Source organism: Candidatus Tisiphia endosymbiont of Micropterix aruncella (genome assembly GCF_965178575.1).
Lineage (GTDB): Bacteria > Pseudomonadota > Alphaproteobacteria > Rickettsiales > Rickettsiaceae > Tisiphia.
In genome coordinates, this window is sequence record NZ_OZ238268.1 from 923,459 (window position 1) to 941,155 (window position 17,697).

General features: G+C 32.0%; 22 protein-coding genes and 4 pseudogenes. 8 read left to right on the top strand and 18 right to left on the bottom strand.

All coding sequences use genetic code 11. The features are described from left to right. Positions 1 to 7: 7 nt before the first annotated feature. The 4 genes and pseudogenes from ACN1AG_RS04550 to ACN1AG_RS04565 form a co-directional block, all read right to left on the bottom strand. Positions 8 to 771, bottom strand: a protein-coding gene (locus tag ACN1AG_RS04550) for an IS5 family transposase (protein ID WP_417904502.1) whose coding sequence is annotated in 2 segments (ribosomal slippage) — positions 8 to 436 and positions 439 to 771 — 762 coding nt in all. Because the reading frame shifts where the segments join, the coding sequence is not laid out codon by codon here. Positions 772 to 965: 194 nt separating this feature from the next. Next, a pseudogene (locus tag ACN1AG_RS04555) lies at positions 966 to 1,498 on the bottom strand (transposase family protein); the annotation flags it as partial. A 22-nt stretch (positions 1,499 to 1,520) separates the two neighbouring features. Then, positions 1,521 to 1,673 (bottom strand): hypothetical protein, encoded by a 153-nt coding sequence (locus ACN1AG_RS04560; protein ID WP_417904503.1) that lies wholly within the window; start codon positions 1,671 to 1,673, stop codon positions 1,521 to 1,523. A gap of 582 nt (positions 1,674 to 2,255) precedes the next feature. After that, entirely contained in the window at positions 2,256 to 2,936 is a 681-nt protein-coding gene (locus ACN1AG_RS04565) for a GNAT family N-acetyltransferase (protein WP_417904504.1), read from the bottom strand. A gap of 551 nt (positions 2,937 to 3,487) precedes the next feature. Between ACN1AG_RS04565 and ACN1AG_RS04570 the strand changes: the two are divergent. Together ACN1AG_RS04570 and ACN1AG_RS04575 are read left to right on the top strand one after the other, a co-directional pair. After that, positions 3,488 to 4,054: pseudogene (locus ACN1AG_RS04570) on the top strand (IS110 family transposase); the annotation flags it as partial. 103 nt (positions 4,055 to 4,157) lie between these two features. Further along, positions 4,158 to 5,048, top strand: a complete 891-nt coding sequence (locus tag ACN1AG_RS04575; protein WP_367363772.1) for an IS982 family transposase — start codon at positions 4,158 to 4,160, stop codon at positions 5,046 to 5,048. On the opposite strand, the gene ACN1AG_RS04580 is transcribed toward ACN1AG_RS04575, so the two are convergent. The 7 genes and pseudogenes from ACN1AG_RS04580 to ACN1AG_RS04610 all read right to left on the bottom strand — a co-directional run bounded on the left by ACN1AG_RS04580 (position 5,016) and on the right by ACN1AG_RS04610 (position 8,799). Next, positions 5,016 to 5,855 carry a hypothetical protein gene (locus tag ACN1AG_RS04580; RefSeq protein ID WP_417904505.1) on the bottom strand — a complete coding sequence of 280 codons (840 nt, stop codon included), beginning with the start codon at positions 5,853 to 5,855 and terminating at the stop codon, positions 5,016 to 5,018. The genes ACN1AG_RS04575 and ACN1AG_RS04580 overlap by 33 nt on opposite strands. Positions 5,856 to 6,359: 504 nt before the next feature. Beyond that, positions 6,360 to 7,352 (bottom strand): annotated as a pseudogene (gene traU / locus ACN1AG_RS04585) (conjugal transfer pilus assembly protein TraU). 116 nt (positions 7,353 to 7,468) lie between these two features. Continuing rightward, positions 7,469 to 7,876, bottom strand: a complete 408-nt coding sequence (locus ACN1AG_RS04590) for a type II toxin-antitoxin system VapC family toxin (RefSeq protein WP_417904506.1) — start codon at positions 7,874 to 7,876, stop codon at positions 7,469 to 7,471. A gap of 5 nt (positions 7,877 to 7,881) precedes the next feature. After that, positions 7,882 to 8,133, bottom strand: a complete 252-nt coding sequence (locus ACN1AG_RS04595; protein ID WP_341761896.1) for a type II toxin-antitoxin system prevent-host-death family antitoxin — start codon at positions 8,131 to 8,133, stop codon at positions 7,882 to 7,884. A gap of 53 nt (positions 8,134 to 8,186) precedes the next feature. Continuing rightward, positions 8,187 to 8,354, bottom strand: coding sequence for a hypothetical protein (locus ACN1AG_RS04600; protein ID WP_417904507.1), 168 nt, complete (start codon positions 8,352 to 8,354; stop codon positions 8,187 to 8,189). 33 nt (positions 8,355 to 8,387) lie between these two features. Then, positions 8,388 to 8,636 carry a hypothetical protein gene (locus ACN1AG_RS04605; RefSeq protein WP_417904508.1) on the bottom strand — a complete coding sequence of 83 codons (249 nt, stop codon included), beginning with the start codon at positions 8,634 to 8,636 and terminating at the stop codon, positions 8,388 to 8,390. Further along, positions 8,620 to 8,799 (bottom strand): hypothetical protein, encoded by a 180-nt coding sequence (locus tag ACN1AG_RS04610; RefSeq protein WP_417904509.1) that lies wholly within the window; start codon positions 8,797 to 8,799, stop codon positions 8,620 to 8,622. Before ACN1AG_RS04610 ends, ACN1AG_RS04605 begins: the two co-directional genes overlap by 17 nt. Positions 8,800 to 8,931: 132 nt before the next feature. Here ACN1AG_RS04610 and ACN1AG_RS04615 point away from each other — a divergent pair, with 132 nt between their 5' ends. Together ACN1AG_RS04615 and ACN1AG_RS04620 are read left to right on the top strand one after the other, a co-directional pair. After that, entirely contained in the window at positions 8,932 to 9,294 is a 363-nt protein-coding gene (locus ACN1AG_RS04615; RefSeq protein WP_417904510.1) for a helix-turn-helix domain-containing protein, read from the top strand. Next, positions 9,266 to 9,784 (top strand): IS630 family transposase, encoded by a 519-nt coding sequence (locus ACN1AG_RS04620; protein WP_367363849.1) that lies wholly within the window; start codon positions 9,266 to 9,268, stop codon positions 9,782 to 9,784. Before ACN1AG_RS04615 ends, ACN1AG_RS04620 begins: the two co-directional genes overlap by 29 nt. Here the strand turns inward: ACN1AG_RS04620 and ACN1AG_RS04625 are convergent. Both ACN1AG_RS04625 and ACN1AG_RS04630 read right to left on the bottom strand, forming a co-directional pair. Further along, a complete protein-coding gene (locus ACN1AG_RS04625) occupies positions 9,749 to 9,943 on the bottom strand; it encodes a conjugal transfer protein TraD (protein ID WP_417904511.1) in 195 nt (64 codons plus the stop codon). The two genes, ACN1AG_RS04620 and ACN1AG_RS04625, sit on opposite strands and share 36 nt — an antisense overlap. A gap of 41 nt (positions 9,944 to 9,984) precedes the next feature. Beyond that, positions 9,985 to 10,167, bottom strand: coding sequence for a hypothetical protein (locus tag ACN1AG_RS04630; RefSeq protein ID WP_417904512.1), 183 nt, complete (start codon positions 10,165 to 10,167; stop codon positions 9,985 to 9,987). A gap of 254 nt (positions 10,168 to 10,421) precedes the next feature. On the opposite strand from ACN1AG_RS04630, the gene ACN1AG_RS04635 reads away from it, so the two are divergent. Then, positions 10,422 to 12,653 carry a tetratricopeptide repeat protein gene (locus tag ACN1AG_RS04635; RefSeq protein WP_417904513.1) on the top strand — a complete coding sequence of 744 codons (2,232 nt, stop codon included), beginning with the start codon at positions 10,422 to 10,424 and terminating at the stop codon, positions 12,651 to 12,653. A gap of 580 nt (positions 12,654 to 13,233) precedes the next feature. Next, positions 13,234 to 13,609, top strand: a pseudogene (locus ACN1AG_RS04640) (helix-turn-helix domain-containing protein). A 140-nt stretch (positions 13,610 to 13,749) separates the two neighbouring features. On the opposite strand, the gene ACN1AG_RS04645 reads toward ACN1AG_RS04640, so the two are convergent. Beyond that, a complete protein-coding gene (locus tag ACN1AG_RS04645; protein ID WP_367363737.1) occupies positions 13,750 to 14,271 on the bottom strand; it encodes a pyrimidine dimer DNA glycosylase/endonuclease V in 522 nt (173 codons plus the stop codon). A gap of 81 nt (positions 14,272 to 14,352) precedes the next feature. Beyond that, entirely contained in the window at positions 14,353 to 14,502 is a 150-nt protein-coding gene (locus ACN1AG_RS04650) for a hypothetical protein (RefSeq protein ID WP_417904514.1), read from the bottom strand. A 13-nt stretch (positions 14,503 to 14,515) separates the two neighbouring features. On the opposite strand from ACN1AG_RS04650, the gene ACN1AG_RS04655 reads away from it, so the two are divergent. Further along, on the top strand, positions 14,516 to 14,947 hold the full coding sequence (locus tag ACN1AG_RS04655; RefSeq protein ID WP_417904493.1) for a hypothetical protein: 432 nt from the start codon (positions 14,516 to 14,518) through the stop codon (positions 14,945 to 14,947). Continuing rightward, a complete protein-coding gene (tnpB, locus tag ACN1AG_RS04660; RefSeq protein WP_341757307.1) occupies positions 14,935 to 15,288 on the top strand; it encodes an IS66 family insertion sequence element accessory protein TnpB in 354 nt (117 codons plus the stop codon). Before ACN1AG_RS04655 ends, tnpB begins: the two co-directional genes overlap by 13 nt. Here the strand turns inward: tnpB and ACN1AG_RS04665 are convergent. The 3 genes from ACN1AG_RS04665 to ACN1AG_RS04675 all read right to left on the bottom strand — a co-directional run bounded on the left by ACN1AG_RS04665 (position 15,285) and on the right by ACN1AG_RS04675 (position 17,664). Further along, the gene (locus tag ACN1AG_RS04665; RefSeq protein ID WP_417904515.1) at positions 15,285 to 16,394 is read right to left on the bottom strand and encodes an IS66 family transposase; all 1,110 of its coding nucleotides are present in this window, start codon (positions 16,392 to 16,394) and stop codon (positions 15,285 to 15,287) included. The genes tnpB and ACN1AG_RS04665 overlap by 4 nt on opposite strands. A 302-nt stretch (positions 16,395 to 16,696) precedes the next feature. Continuing rightward, the gene (locus ACN1AG_RS04670) at positions 16,697 to 16,930 is read right to left on the bottom strand and encodes a hypothetical protein (protein WP_417904495.1); all 234 of its coding nucleotides are present in this window, start codon (positions 16,928 to 16,930) and stop codon (positions 16,697 to 16,699) included. 149 nt (positions 16,931 to 17,079) lie between these two features. Further along, the gene (locus ACN1AG_RS04675; protein WP_417904516.1) at positions 17,080 to 17,664 is read right to left on the bottom strand and encodes a hypothetical protein; all 585 of its coding nucleotides are present in this window, start codon (positions 17,662 to 17,664) and stop codon (positions 17,080 to 17,082) included. Positions 17,665 to 17,697 lie beyond the last annotated feature (33 nt).

Here is a 17,697-nt window from a genome sequence, read left to right on the forward strand (position 1 = left end):
TGTGTCATCAATTGAGGCAAATTACCATGGAAACCATATAAACAGCTCCTAAAAAGTTCTGAGATGTTTTGTCATATCGTGTTGCGATAGCTCTATATTGCTTCAATTTTGCAAAAAAGTTCTCAATCAAATGCCTAGCTTTATAAAGATCCTTATCATAATTAGCTGGATTCACACGATTCTTCTTTGGGGGAATCACAACTGTACATCCCTTATCTTTCAGCTTATCTCGCATACGTGCATCGGCATCATAAGCCTTATCAGCAAGTACAGCATCCGCTTTCGTCAATTCATTCATCAAAACATCAGATCCTTGCAAATCATGAGCTTGACCCGGGGTAAGATGGAATCCCGTTGGATTCCCTAGAGCGTCACATGTGGCATGGATTTTAGTACTCAGCCCCCCTTTACCTCGTCCAATTGCTTGGTCATCCTCTAACTCTTTTTTTTAGCACCAGCACTATGTTGATGACTCCTAACAATGGTTGAATCAATCATGGCATACTCGTTATCAGCATCTTCAGACAACATCTCAAAAACCTTTTTCCACACACCTGTCTTGCTCCACCTTGAATGACGTAGGTGAATCACTCGAAAATCTCCAAAACGTTCAGGTAGGTCTCTCCAAGGTATACCAGCCCTATATCGATACAAGACTGCTTCTACAAATAGGCGATTATCCTTGGCTGTTACACCAACAGACTCTTCCCTTCCAGGTAGGTTATCTTTAATCCGATCCCATTGATCGTCACGTAGAGCATATCGACGCATAGAGAAAATTTATTCTTAATTTTTTCTCTATTACACAACAAATAAACGCTCCTGTCAACTTAATTGATGACACGCCCTAGAGCAACAAATAAAGTGTCAAACTTATCTTGCTTTTCGGGAGCCGGATGCGGTAGTTCTGCAAGTCCGGTTCTGAGGAGGGACCTAATTGAGTGATTGATTAGGTCTACTCACACAGTAATCGCTTTAACCTTAGGATGGATAAGAATTTTGGATTCCTTAAATAATCTAAAGTCATGTTTTTTACCGTTAGAAAAATCTGTACATATTACTTGGTGTGTTTTCTTGTCTACCACTATTTGAGTTTTTAGTGTATGCCTTTTCTTCTTTCCTGAATAATAGAATTTTTGTTTTTTTTGGGTCTTTCTATGGGACTCTCAGTAGCATCAATCAAGACTACTTCATAATTCATATCACTCTTCATTAGAGCTTTACGACCTGGAAGAGCAAAGTTTGGGTGTTTAACTAGGGTGTCTTCTACCCATTTAACAGCTTTATATGCTGAACTTTCACTAATCCCATAGTTCTGACCTATATGGAAATAAGTACGGTATTCTCTAAGGTATTCTAAGGCCATCAGCAACTGTTCCTCCAAATTGAGCTTATTTTTACGCCCACCTTTTAATTTCTTAAGATTATCAGCATGCCTCAGAATATCCACCATCTGTGAAAATGTTAGCTTCTTTACTCCTGTTAACCGACGAAATTTTGCCGAGTAGAAATCATAGCTCTTACCATCCTTTAATTAATAAAGTTTCATTGCTATGATAGCCCTCACAGAACCGTGCTTGTGGTTTTCCCACACACGGCTCTTCAATATAGCTATTCTGCTTCAACCTATCTTCCTTAGCCTTAGCAGATATAAGTTTAAGTTTACTTTCCATTCTACTCTCTAACCTCTGTGTATTAGTGAATTAAGCGTACTTACACTAACGCTATATTGCTGACCCCTTCCCCATGTACATGGCTTTCCCATGCTCAGAGTACTATGAGCCAGTCCGACTTCCATTGTATCATCCTTTAATCCTTGCTCTTGACAGCTTGTTTTAAAGTACTCACTTGCATAAGAATACAATGGATCTCCTAGGTTCAGATAAATTCCATCTTGTAGCGTGTCGTGGCCTGAGACTCCGGTAGAGCAATAGTTGCTTGCCTTATCGCAACTACACATTCTGTTTTCCATGGGATGAAGCATGTCAACCTCTACGATGTTGTAGATTTCGGAGCTTATATCCTTCACTTGCGTTACAACCCACTACATCCCTCCTCTCAGCTTCACATAATTCGTTACCTCCCTATGTGTGAAATTTGCTTCTACGCTGTTGGCTAAACTTTGCGTAGGTTGGATTCCCACCAACTGTAATTTATCCGCTTTGCCTAGCACCATCATCCTCTAACTCTTTAATCTGCTCGAATTTCATTACTACTTCAAATCAGATATTTATAACACCATTCTACATCATTGTCTAGTTTCGAAAGAAGTCTACTGAATTACAAGATTCCATTAAAATTTGAACGTCACTAGAGTGATCAGAAAAGTTTTTTGACCATATTTTTGTCTCCCACTCATCTTTAAGTATACTATAGTATACTGTATCTCGGCGTCTCTCATCTGGCATGAGAGTGTGACTTCGTAATACGCCTTCTTCCGTTGCACCAATTTTAATAAGTGCACCTCTAGCCCTTACATTGAGTACATCTGTTTTAAATTCCACTCTTTCCATATTCAAGTAATGAAACGCAAAATTTAACAAAAGAAACTTTGCATTTTTATTAATACCACTGCCTTGGAACGATGTTTCTACCCAACTCCAACCTATTTCTATCCTGCTGTCTTTTGGAGAATAATTCCCAAAAGCTGTTGATCCAACAATCTCACCTGTTTTTTGATCTTCAATAGCAAAATGATATCGCAAACCCAGCTTTCTTTGTTGTACAGCGTCATCAATGTAGTCGTTCATATCTTGTAATTGGTGCATTTTGATAGCAAAATATTTCCAAACCGCGTAATCAGAAATGAATCGAGCAAAAGCCGCCATATCCTCTGTTTTTAATGGTCTTAATCTTGCTAACTCATTGTTGCAGAGAATATCATACTCAAAAAAGCTACCGTTATTCTTAGCTAAGGCTAACTTAAAATTTTCCATATTTTTCTCAATATTTATGCTAATGTAACCTCAGTTCGATATAAGAATTATTAATTCTTATATCGAACTGAGGTTACTTACAATCCCTACCTCTTCAGATGTCACCCCTGCTTTCGCTGGGACGATGTTATTCCAGCATACTATGTCAACCCTGCGAAGGCAGGTATCTAGATTGTATCTTGAATATTAGCTCAATATGGAGTTAATATGGTCGGAAGGAGTGACGCCGTTTAATTTAGATTGGTCTTTAAAGACCGAGGGAATCTTGGTGTACTCCTTCCTTGAATCGCAAAGTATAATACGAACGGTAGGATGATCCTTTAGAGATCGAATTTACAATCATGTATCACGTTAATTCGGGATAAGGATTAGTAAAAATAGCAGACATATATATACTACGAAGAGCAATTAATGTATGAATTCACAGAAATGCAATTTATACATATCCAAAATCTTGTATTAGTTATAGCTAAAGCATTTTTACTAATCCTTATCCCGAATTGACGTGTATCAAAACTTTGCAAAACAACCACTAATTATAGGTAAAGCAAATGACCGAAAAAAGCAAAATATTTATGGGAATAGATGTTTCAAAAAATACGCTTGATATATCTATGAACAATATTCATTGTAAGATTAAAAATACAGATAAAGCTATTTCTGATTTTATAAAATCAGAAATAGCTTCTCGAAATATTGTGCTTACTGTTTTGGAATCTACTGGCGGTTATGAACGTTTGGTTATGAGGATGTTGCAACAAGCCGGGCTTGCTGTGCATAGAGCTCATCCTAATAGAGTTCACGCTTTTGCCAAGGTCTGTAACCATTTTGCTAAGACTGATAAATTGGATGCGTTATTACTTGAGAAATATGCAGCTTTTATTGCTAATGATGAGAAAGGAGACCAAATAATTTCTGTTATACAAGAAGAATTACAATCTCTAAGGAGCATAGAACGTAATATAGAAGAAGATATACATGCTAATCAATGCAGAACAAAAGTTGCATCCGAGAAGGCTAAGAAATATCTCGAGGAAATGATAAAGTGTGGCAAAAAACAGCTTGAGGAAATTAGAAAAGATATAAAGGCTGCCATAAAGGAAGATAAGAGTTTACGTCAGTTCGGGATAAGATATAGATGAAATAGTAATAGATAAAAGGATTGTCAAAAAGGAGTGCCTGCAGTATTTATATTTTTAAACAAAAAAACAAACTACAGGCATGAAAAAAGATATCACAGAATTATATAGTTTTATAGATGATTTTTGTAAAATTTATTTGGAGTATGAACAGAGAAAGTTATTACCATCAAATAAGCAGAGAAATCGCTGTTGTAGCATGAGTTTAAGTGAAATGTTAACAATAATAATTATGTTTCATACATCCTATGCTAAGAATTTTAAATTTTTCTATAAAAGTTATATAGAGTGCATGCATAAGGATGATTTCCCTAAAGCCTTGAGTTATAATAGATTTGTTGAATTAATGGCACGATTATTCATACCGCTAAATATGTTGATTCATTTGTTGTTTGGTGAAGAAACAGGTATTTATTTTATTGACTCTACAACGATTAAAGCTTGTCACAATAAAAGGCGTTATAGCAATAAAGTTTTTAAAGGATTAGCCAAACATAGTAAATCCTCTATGGGGTATTTTTATGGTTTTAAATTACATGTAATAATCAATAATAAAGGGGAGTTTATGGCATTAAAAGTGACCAAAGGCAATGTAGATGATAGGGTTCCAGTACCGGAGTTAACAAAAAGATTAACTGGAATTATAGCAGCTGATAAAGGTTATATTAAACAAAATTTGTTCTTAAATTTATATGAAAGAGGCTTAAAAATGATTCATGGAATTAAGAAGAATATGGAAAATAAATTAATGGATTTGAAAGAAAAAATCTTACTTCGAAAGCGTAACTTAATTGAAACAGTTTTTGATTATCTAAAAAATAAAATGAACCTTGAACATACTAGACATAGATCACCAATAAATGCCTTTGTCCATATATTATCTACTCTTGTTGCTTATTCATTAAAGAAAAATAAACCTTCAACAAAATTTGATTTTAATCTACATGTTCTCAATATCCTTATCCCGAATTGACGTATTATCTATTTCTTTAAAAAATTCTTCTTCTTTTATAAGCTTTTCTTCTTTGAGGATACGTTTTGTCTCTAATTGTTTCTCAGCTGTTTTAAATCCATTTACCTGTTCCATTAGATCTTCAATTGATGAGCTAGGTGATGTTGTAGTTCCAGTCTTTGTGTTTACTATTGTCTTCACTAAACTTGTCGTAGCAATTGGGGTGATATTAGCAGTGGATTGTTGTGATATTGACGGTTCAGTGATTTGGATGCCTTGTATCTTTGGAATATTAGGATATAAAGGTAACTCTCTTGTGTTAAGACGTTTTACCCTCTTGTTATTTTTATCCCCTAGTATATTCTGCTGTTTTACTTCCGGCGTAGTAGATAATAGATAGGGAGATTTTTTGTGACGCTCGAGACTATGTTGCATACGTCTCAGTGAGGCTTGTTTACGAATGTCTTCAGGTTTTTTTAATATATCTTTTTCTAACTTTATTATCTGTTTTTGTTTATTCAGTTTATTAGATTGTAGATCTATTGATTTGCTGTTAACAGGACTTAAAGATGCCTCACTTCTAGTGGCAGACGGTTGTACTAAAAATGCTTTTGTAGTATAGGGACTAGGCTCAATAAGTAGTATTTTTTCTTTTGTTTTTTTATAAGTATCTACCAAAGGTTTTCCTACTCTCTTATCGGGAGGATCTGGCTCTCCTAATGCTGTAAAAGCAGAAAATATGCTAATATGAAGAGAAATTAATATAAAGTATTTTATTGGAATCAATATCTTATCAAGTCTTATAAAGGTTTTATTTAATAATTGCATATTAGCCTCCATTTAACAAGTGCAGTAAATGTAATTGATAAGCAATAATTAAAGTGTAACTTAAGGTAGGGCTATTTGTCTAGATAAAAATTATAGGCATCGTCAAGTTAAGTACCATGTTCCGTGAATAAGTATATGATATAGATGTGTTAGGTTCTACCTTTCTGCCGGTGATTCTTGGTCTACGTAACATTAAACTACAAAATGTTATCCCGATCACTTTCCTTTTGGACAAAGCCTATCAACATCTTTGGCTTTTTAATAATTACGACATTTATCAGTAGTTCACATATGTTAACCATACCACTCAAGCCTAGCCTCTAACTGCTTTGATGCTAGCAGTCTAGTTATTCCCTCACGGTTTTAACTCTCTTACGAGCCAAGTACATTGTCCTGATATCTTCAAACAAAGAATCACTTCAATGCTTGTATCAGTAGGCTACTGTTGGTAGAACAACAGGTTTAATCAGCATTATTGCCGTTAAACAATCAAATAGACGACTTTCACATCGCACAAGCACAGCAGTTGATTTTTCGCCATACTAAATACCCCCAATCTTGTCCATCATATGGATATTCTTTAAATGTTGAATACATCATGTCACTTAAACCTAATGGCCAGCAACCAATGCTATCCGATGTTGACTTTGGATTTACCATCTGTAGTTTATACTGACTCTTCTTAATCTTTAATGCTCGTGATTTACGGCACAATTTACCTCCACCTGTCAACCGAGTGTTTTCATCAGTTGAAGTCTCTTGGGCTAATCCTATTCGGTGCATCTTGGCAATTATTCGAATAGCTAATAAACTACTTGATTGCACTCCTCCAACATGATCAGCATTTGCTCCACTAAATGGATACATATTACCTAAGCAACCAGCACACCAAAACATACTATCTAGTGGCATCCTAGCTGTGCTACTTGCACAATCTAGACCACAAGCTACTTGAGCTATGGGACTTACAAACAAATAGCTTTCTGGATTAAGCAAACTCTGCAACTTTTCATCATTCCAAGTAACGTCAAACTCACTCATATAAGCCACGTCAAAAGTACTCTGCTCCAAACAAATAAAATCAGTAATAAGTTCAAGTCAATAAATTAGTGGATAAATATAATAATGAACGTGATAGAAACTATCGTGAACATGCCTGCCATCATAGCTTCTATTAAAACTACTAATCCTTTTGCTATCAGATCCAAGAGAGATACCACCAAGGTTAGTCATGCAATAAGGTGTTCTTGTAACATCAATAAGTCTTACTGGTTCCCAAAAGCCAATAGTGATACCTGGTACTGGAACATTGGCTTTTGTACATAAACAAATAGGTGATGATGGGTTTTTTGTATCTCTTTTTTTAGGCGTTACACCACTACCAATATTAATTACGTTACCTATGCTTATTGGCAATATGCAACTCCAACAAATATCAGTAATTGGATTGACAAAATGCCCCTTACATGTAATACTTGCAGATACTGAAAATGGCATAAAAATAGCCACTAACAGTAGGATACTTAACCGTGTCTTTGTGCCTTGAGCTGGGTCGCCAAACTTTTTGCTCAAGGCCGTATTATTGATATTTGTCAATGTTTCTACCTCTTACATTATTCAAATTCCTCAAAAGGATTTAGTAATTTTACTGCAAATTTAGTAAAATGCTTGGTATTACGAGTAACTAAAACCATATCATGAACTATTGCTTGGGCAGCCAATTGACTATCTATATCATTTGTTCCATCTATTACTAATAACTCAGCCCATTTTTGATAGACAGCTAAATCAACATTTAATATTTTATTGGAATAGGTTATTAGTATTTCTTCTAGCCAATTCTCTAAATTTAACGCTGTTGATTTATCAGTTTTAGCTTTTTTTAGTATCCCCTTTTTTATCTCCCCAACACTAATGCAACTAATATATAATAACTTCGTAGGAATTTTATCAATCCATGCAAGCACTTTAGGATTTGGTATCTTTCTGTTTAATTCTGAAAGTATATTGGTATCAAGCATATATCTCATAATTCAACATCTCTAGCTTTGCCTTGAGCTCTTTCAAATAAATCTTCTTCGTCGTCAACAGTTTTAGGTATTGATAAAAGCATTTCTTTAAAACTTTTCTTTGGAACTCTTGCTTTGTATTTTTCAGCAGAAACTATATATACTACGTCTCTAGATGACTTTACTATCTTTTGCATTTCACCATGCAATGCACTATCAACTAATTCTTCAAAATGTTCCTTTGCTTCTTGTAACTGCCATTTTTGCATAATTCACCTCTAATTTTGTTTATTTATATATTATAACTGTTTTTTTACGACCACTAATCAATTTTTACTTCTTTTATTCTTAAAACTTTTCCTTCCTGCTGAATTATTGCTGGTACTTGCTTAATTTTAAATTTTGTTGTTAAAACTCCTGCTTGATCAAAATATACTTCTCTATCAAGTTCTTTCTGTAAATCAAGTGGTCTACCAGCTACTAATATCAACTTGTCTTCTGCCTTTATTGTTGAGCTGCTTTGTTACTGCTTAAACCACTCAACCTGCTCTTTATCTCTGCTATCAATAAATATCAACTTCTTGTCCAAGTTTATATGATCTAGTAGGTTAACTTTTGTGCCTAGCTTGTAAAGTAGCTTGCCATCTGGCAAAATAATATCCTCTTTTATTATGTAGCTTGGATCATAAGTAAAATCTTGTGCTTTTTGAGTACGTTTGATATTGCTAACTGCTACTGGCTGCTCTATTCGAGTTTTAGCGATTTCTAACATCTTGCTTTTCTCCTTCTATATCAACTAATTTTAGTTTTCTTTCGATCATTGCTAAAAATCCTTCTTCTTTAACCTCAAAAATTGTTCCATATATGCCAAAATCCTTAGCAATAGTTATTTGTGGTAGTAGAATTACTAAAATCATTGTTAGTATTCGTTTCATTTATATTTTCTTTAAATCTTTACCAATTTCTCTCCATTGCTCAAGTATCTCTGGTTTACTAGCGAGTACCATTTTACTATAGTGAAAGACATTGAATTAGGTGAGTTTATATGATATAAATAAGAGAAAAAAATGTCAACAAGCCCATATAGTCAAGATTTAAGAGAAAAAGTAATAAATTATATAGAAAAAGGTAATAGTCAAATATCTGCTGCTAAGATATTTGATATACACAAGAATACAATTAATCGTTGGAAGGTAAGGAAGAAAAAAGAAGGAACAATATTAGCAAAAGCGAGATTAGGATTTAAAAGTAAAGTTGACAAGCAACAATTAGAAGAATTTGTCAAAAATAATTCAAATATTACGCTAAAAGATATTGGTAAGAAATTTGGGATTACAGGCACTCAAGTTGGAAGAATATTAAAGAAGTTAGGCTATAGTTATAAAAAAAACCTTCAGCTATTTGGAAGCAAGTGCAGAGAAACGATCTGAATATTTAGAAAAGGTCAGTAAATATGACAAAGAGCAAATGGTGTATCTTGATGAGAGTGGTATAGATAGGACCATTTGCCAAGATAGAGGTTGGGGTAAGATAGGAGAATTGTTGGTTGGACAAAAAAGTGGTAAACAGTATCAAAGAACTAATATCATAGCTGGTTTGGTAAATAATAAGCCGATAGCCCCTTTTGTGTTTAATGGAACTTGTAATACAGAACTATTTAATAATTGGGTTGAGAAGTTTTTAATTAAAGAATTAAAAGCAGGACAGGTTGTAGTACTAGATAATGCTAGTTTCCATAAATCAAAGAAGACGAAAGAATTAATAGAATCAGTAGGTTGTAAGGTTATTTTTTTACCCCCATATTCACCAGACTTAAATCCAATAGAAAAATTTTGGGCTAATATGAAAAAATGGATTAAAAATAAGATAACAGAAACTAGTAAATTATTCGAAGCTATTTCTATGTTCTTTGTCACCTAATTCAATGTATTTTACTATAACTAGCAACATGCCATACAGAGCTTGGGTATCTTTTGGATGTAAGTAATCTAATCCTGCTTTTATTATCAGCCCACCCAGCATAATCTTTTTTCTAGTATCTTGTTTGCGTTCTAAATAATTAGTACTTTGATTATTCATACTGTACCTGTAATTGTTATATGTGTTCATATTGTCTCTGTTTACTTTGTTATAAAACGGATACTGACGGTAATTTCAGAAATCTGTTTAGGTAAATATGAAGACTTGGCACGTAAATAAATACATTGAATCTTACGAAATGCTATCATATCTGAGGCTGATTTTAACAAAAATTCCATCCGACAAACTGTTTCTGATGGATAAACATATTGATAACCTGACATTAGCTTTTTTATTTTTATTCTATAACTTAAATTATACCATCTTCATTCTATATTGAAAGATAATTAGTATAACAAGGTTAATGCAACTAAAATCAGTTGCTAAAATAACGTTGAAATAAGACGTTTTATTATCTTATTTTGAAGCATTGAAAATGTTTACTAAATCGATGTCTTGGGGGATGCTATCGCATCTGTTGTAAATGGTAGAAAAATTAGGTATAGTCAAATAAAAGATATATGCAGAAGCTCAGTGTATGAAAAAATTTTTAACATTATTTATATTACTAATTATTTATAGTAATACTTTTGCTCAAGAACAAGTATCTAATTTAATCACCCCAGTTAGTTATTTTGTCAATCATGAACAACAACTTAAAATCCTTGATGAATATTTAAGTAAATATAGACAAGCAAGTATAGTTGGTACTAGTGGTATAGGTAAAACGCAACTGATTAGGATGTATGGTTATGGGAATAAAAATAATTATGATCTAATTTGGTTTTTTGATTGTAACCTTGATTTTAATGAACAATTTGTTAAATTAGCCAAACAACTCAATACTATCAAACAAACTAATATATCTGAAGAAGTTGCTTTAGCAAAAAAAGAAGTAATATCATATTTAACTTCTGCTAATAACTGGTTATTAATATTTGATAATCTAAAAGTTAATGAAAATAAAAAAGTACAAGATTTTATTGATTGGGAACATAATGGTAATATAGTGTTTTGTTCGCAAGATAGTGAAAAGTTACATAATATTATAGCAATGCCCATACTTGATAAGCCTACTATTGTAGCTTTAGCTAATAACTTATTGGATAATAAGGATAACAATAATATCAAATTTTTAACGCAATCTTTTAGTGGTTATCCAATATTGATAGTGCAAGGAGCTCAATTACTTAACAAAATTAAAGGTTTAGATAAAGAGGAGTATAAAAAGAAAATCTATCAATCAACTGATAAAATAGCAACAAATATTAATATGGTTATTCAACAATTAAGTCCTAGTGCAGTAAATTTACTGAATAAAATAGCTTTACTAAATAACCAAGCTTTTTCAAAGCAACTTCTTACTGTCATTACTGATAATAAAGATACCATTGATGATGATATATATCAATTATCTAAGTTTATGCTAATTAGCAATATTAATTTTAGTGAGAATAACCCTATTTTTGAAATGCATGACATAGTTAGCAATAAAATAATGGAACTAAATGGTGATAATAATAAAATATATTTAGAAAATATTATTGCCAAATTACCTAAACCTACAAGCGCTCTCTCAGGATATTTGTGGAGAACCGCTCAGACTATAGCAGAAAACTTAGAAATTATTCTTAAAAATTCTGAAGGATATAATACTAACATATATACAATACTTAAATTAAGAAGTGAGTTATTGTCTTTATATGTAAATGTTGGTGATAATAGCAAAATCCAGCAAATGGTTGATTGGTTTAATCAAAAAAATCAACAAATTAAATTATGGCAAATGCCTGAGAATTACAAATTTTATTACAGTAGATATTTAGGGGCAATAGGAATCTATAATAGGTTAATAAGAAATTTTGAAACAGCGATTTCTTATTTTACTAAATCATTAGAAGTTTTATATACACTTGATAATGATGAAGGCAATGATGCTCTAAAATTTAATTTAATTCATCAAATATGTATAACATATATAGACATAGGTGAGATAAAATTGGCTGAAGAATTACTTATAAAGATTGAAAAATTAGCAACTCAAGAAGTAGAACATATATTTACAATATATTTTTTAAAGGCTTGCTTGTTTTATGCACAAGGAAAATATAACAAAGCTTTAGAATATAGAGATCAAAGTATTGAGCTTCTTATAAAAAATGGATTCCATGCTAATGACTTATACCTTAGTAGAACTTATATTTATAGAGCAATGGTACTGAATTGTCTTAGTAGATATCAAGAAGCTTATGCTCAAGCTCAACAATTATATAACACACATAAGAAGCTCATAGGGTATGATTATGATATTAAATTTTCATGTATTTATACAGAAATGGCAAAAAGTAAATTAGGTTTAGGTAAAGTATATAAAGCTTCTGAATACATTAATAAGGCTATATTGTTAGCAGAAGAAAACAACAATTCGGAGAACATAAATTATTCTAAAAATTCTGATTTAGCAGCTACTTATGTAGTACAAGGTGATATTTTTTTTGCTCAAGATGACCTTAAGCGATCTATAGAATCTTATAAAAAAGCGTTTGTTATATACCATTATTTATATGGAGATAGAAGTAAAAATATTGTTCAAGTAAGTGATTTGTATAATCATGGAGCAAAAGCTGCCTGTAAAAGCAAAGATTTATATAATTATAAATTCTTTGGCAAGCCACAAATTAAGGAGTTTGGCATACACCATCCTAACACAGTTGATATGTTTGAATATTGCAAACAATATAACATGGATTTGTGGGGCAAAAATCATTAAGGAGATATAAGCTGTGTGATTTATATAGACCTAGGACTAAGGAACAGGTTTTAAACAACTTACTAAAGATGGGTTATTATTTTTAGCCTTACCCCAATTACGATTGTAAAGTTATATTTTATTTCCTGTAACTTCACTAAATGTTTAGTTTTAGGGTATGATGGTTAGTAATATGTAAGATTAAAAAAACAATTGCTACAAATTATTCAGATTAGGATCACTATTAAAGCTTTGTTCAGAAGATTTGTCAGTATCTTTAGTAGGGGCAATTCTACCAACCATTTCATCTAGGGATACTTGAGTAGATATAGAAAACGATGATTTACTGCATGCAGCAGCTATACTTATTATAAAAACTTTTATAGATTTGGTAACGAATGATTAAATTTTAATATAGATCAATAAGTTCGACTTTTTTATTGCTTTATTAGTTATATATCAAAGGTAAAAATAAGGTTACTTTTATAATAATAAATTAAATTATTGACACGTTAAGTAACTTATCATAACATAATTTTAGAAAACTTGAAGAGTATAATGAAGGCTTTTAAGATATGATACCATCAATGTTAAAAAAATGATAGCAAGAAGAAATGACTATTTACATAAGATCGATCAACTTATTGGAGAAAAGATTTATTCTCTAAGCCTTGCTAAAGGATTGTCACGACAACAACTGGCGGATATAATAGAAGTAACGGGGCAGCAGTTACAAAAATACGAAAGAGGCATTAATAGGTAGATTAGTTCTTATTGCTAAAGCACTAGATAAAAATATAGAGTATTTTTATAAAGATTTAGAAGATGCTGATACTGTACAGCCAGTATTTGTTGAAAATCAGCATATGTACATAGAGGTTTCAAAGAATTTTATGAAAATTCGTAGTTCAGAGCAGCAGCAAGCGGTTAATGCATTGATAAGATCTTTAATTACTAAAGAAGTTGAAACATCATAAAGTTATAATTAGTAATAGTGCTTTAAAAACAAGATATGGAATAAGAGAAAGCGATAAACAGACACAAGATTTACAACAACTAAGTATTTTTATAAAATTAGGCAGTGTAAAGGCAAGAATGGTTAGCTGCGTAACATCAGTTAATAATTTTGAATATATTTCTGAGTATACCACTCTGGAATAGAACGATTTGTCCATTTTGGTTTTATTATATCGTTATTCCATTTTACAGTTAAGTATTGCTGATATGCTTTAAAAGTATTAGAGTGATTAGAAAAATCAATTTGTAAATAGTCTGATTTAGTGCAATTGACGAATGGTGTCATATTATTATCGTCGATTAAATGCGAAGAATATTTAAGTAAGTTGCTGATTAATTGTTGAGTTTTATGTTTCTTATGATAACGATGTGTATATTCATGACAAAGAGCTATAAGATGTTCAGAAAGCCAAAACCAGTTATTTCTATTTGAAGATGTCCAAATAGTACAAGGGTGTTTCAAATGGGTAGGTTTATAAATATCAGGATATACAATTTGACTATTGCAGAAAATAGCAGTACTAAGTAATTGAGCAGACTCAACTATCATTTTTAGGACTCGTTTATTATCAAGTGCCTGTGCTGATAATATTGGACAAATATTAGTAATAAAAATGTTCATAATATTAATTATACTCAATTTCTTTAATTTGATCTACCGTTTTCATCAAATTTGGTCTTTATTTGCATATTTAATCCTTGATTACTTTGCTTTATTACAGAATTTACCTTTCATATCAAATATTTGTACTACTCCTTCTGTATGAATATCGTGAGCTTTATCAACTGTATACTTGCAGCAAAACTGCATAACTTTATCTAATTTTTTTGCTAGTATGAATTTTTTATACATTTGGGTTCCTACTATGCAAATACCATCAATTACTATTGAGCAAGTAGCTCAGCAATTTAAAGCTTGGCGTCAAACTAAAACTAACAAGTTTGATCCCATACCAAACCATCTAAAGGAATTAGTTCACCAATTACTCCATCATTATTCTTACCAAGAGATAGCTAAACATCTTAATATTAATATTAATAAAGCAACAATTAGTTCAATTAAAAAAGCCCATGAACCTACCCTCAAAACTTCTCCTGTCTCAGCTTCAAATCAAGCTCTACAACAAAATATTAATTTTGTCCCATTTCAACTAGTAAATTCTATAGCTACTGATCCTGTAGCGAACCCCAAACAAAATCACTATACTTGTCACATTATTAAACCAAATGGTACCAAGCTTATTATCCAAACACTAGAGCCAAAAACCATAATTCAGACATTTCTATGCTGCAACTAACCCCGGCGTCAGTTATTTTTGTTGCCACTATTGCCATCGATTTTCGCAAGGGTATAGATGGCTTAATCGCTGTTTGTAGACAAAAACTTTCTTCTGACCCTCTTAATGGTTCCTTGTTTTTATTCTATAATAAAAACAGAACTGCCATTAAAATTTTGTCCTTTGACGGTCAAGGCTTTTGGCTATGCTCTAAACGCCTATCCAAAGGTAAATTTACGGCAAAACTCTTCCCTTCTGATAATTTATCTTATCAGATTTGCCATAGAACCTTATACATTCTTATTCATAATGGCGATCCTAGTTCTGCCAAACTCTCTAATGATTGGCGTTCTGTCATTTAAGCTGCTGTCTTGATTAATTCCGTATTATTCATATATCTTGCATAGGCAAAAGGGCTATAATTCGCAGGATGCTTCTTTGCTTTGCTACTCTGCTCTTGTAGCCAATTTAAATATTTAAAGGCATTGATCTCGTTCTCACTACAAGTCTTTACTATACTATATAGACCACTATGTATCTCAGCACTATTGATTGTTTTAAAGAATAATGAATTCTTCCTTTGTAAAATAATGGTACGCAGTGATCTCTCAGCCCAATTATTATCAAGACTGCTAACTGGAATTTTTAAAAATTGGGTCAAACCTTCTTTATTATTTAACCAATATCTCATAACTTGTCCAAGCCTACTATTAGGCTCAACTTTCTTGTCGTTAAATAATTCGTCTATTTTGTTATATATGTTTTCTATATATTTACTGCTATGTTCCTGATGATACCCCAGTTTTTCTTCAGGGCTCATCTCTTTACATTGATGTTCATTGTGGTAAATACCACGTGTTTGTTTGAGAAAATATCCGCATTCTTCAGGGTAATATAGTTCATTCTCTGTAAATTTTCTCTGACCATGTGACAAACAATTGATCATCACTATTATTGCTAGTAATTCTTTATCTGCTTCTGATAATACCGGGTTATTATTGTTACTTGCGTCAGTCATTAATTGGATAGAATCTGTTCTATTCTTACGATTCTTTAGTACGTTACCAATATTCTCCCCGCCATGCTTATTACCTGTAAAATATAAAACTATCACCTCATTATTTGTAGTCTTAGCACATATAGTAGTAGTATAACAGCTGCGTCCTTTCTTATTTTGAGTACGTAATTTTTTATTGGCTATAGTAATTTCTAAAATCCTGGCTCTAGTATCATCAAGATTCAGTGAATTACATTCGGCAGCCATTTCCAATAATACCCCGTAAATCTCAGCTCCACCACCTTCTTGCCAAACATCTAAATATTGTTGCCACAACGAACTATATGCTACAGGAAACCCACTTAAACTTTGCAACCTAGATAAACGGTAGAAAGGAGTACCATAGGTCTTTTGTAACACTATTGCACTTCTGCTACTATTTGTCCATTTGTTGATATTTTTATTGTTCATAACTTTATAGTCGCAAGCATTACAGCGTAGCGTTTTCTTTACATATCTGTTGACTGTAATTGGAGCGTTACCTGTGAATTGTAGCAATTTTCTAGCTTCACTATTATATAGTTTGCCATTATAGCAGTGAGGACAGCTATCACCACTACAAAAATTCTCAGGAGCTAAATAGCTGGTATTCGCATCCTTATAATCATCAAACCCATATTTACCTTGCCAATTACTACGATCTATCTTTTTGGGCTTATCGCACTCTTCTTCATTACCACCATTCCCGTTATCAGATTCACTTGGCGGTTCTTTTAATGAATCTGAACTATCTTTTTTTTGTTATCTGCCTTAAAACCAATCAGCATTTCCTTAAGCTTATTTATACTGATATTTGATGATGCTAGCTTGTCTATTAGTTCGTTACAAAATTTCACAAGTTCTATTATCGCTTGCTGATCATTTCCTGTTAATGAATTTGCCTTAATATGTTGTATTAGTTCTTCTCGTTCTTCAGCACTTAAGGTCGCTACTTTTGGCTTTTGCATTTCGATTAATTATCATTATTGTTAATATTTCAGATGTTATAATATGACTGGTACTTTTTCAACTAGTTTTTTTATTAATCGGTGATATTTGCATAGTAGAAACCCAAATTTATAAAATAAATTTATACTAGCAAAAAAATTTAATAGTGTTATGCAGTTTTGCTGCAAGTATACATCTTAGCTTCGTTAATCGCTTTAACTAATGCTATATCTTCGCTGACTTCCGATTGTCCATTACAAAATCTTATACTATTTGCTATTGAATTCTTTAATCCAACACTAATCTTAATATGCCTAGCTGTTTCCTTCCCTCCAGCATTTATACCATCTTTCAATAATTTACTAGATAAACTAATAATTGTTGAATCAAATATATTAAATTTTTGTTTATCATTTCCTGCAAATTTATTGTTATATTTATTTACTAAATCTTCATAAATTCCTTGAAAATATTTAACGTTTATACTTTCCAACCTCTTACCAATAGAACTATGATCTACTTGCTTCTTGTTTGGTCTTTTTGATTTTAACAACTCAGACAATTCTTTGCTATTATTACATAGCATCTCTAATGAGCGTAAACTAACAGCTCTTTTCATAAGAACGCATTTTACAAAATTTTTAACAATGAATTTTCCTGTAATTTTGTTATTGATTTTATCAACTTTATATAATGTTCCTAATTCCTCTAATTTTTCCTTATCTATTAAATTCATTATTTCCGATATATTCATTTGTATTAGCCTCTTTATGTTTACTAATACTTG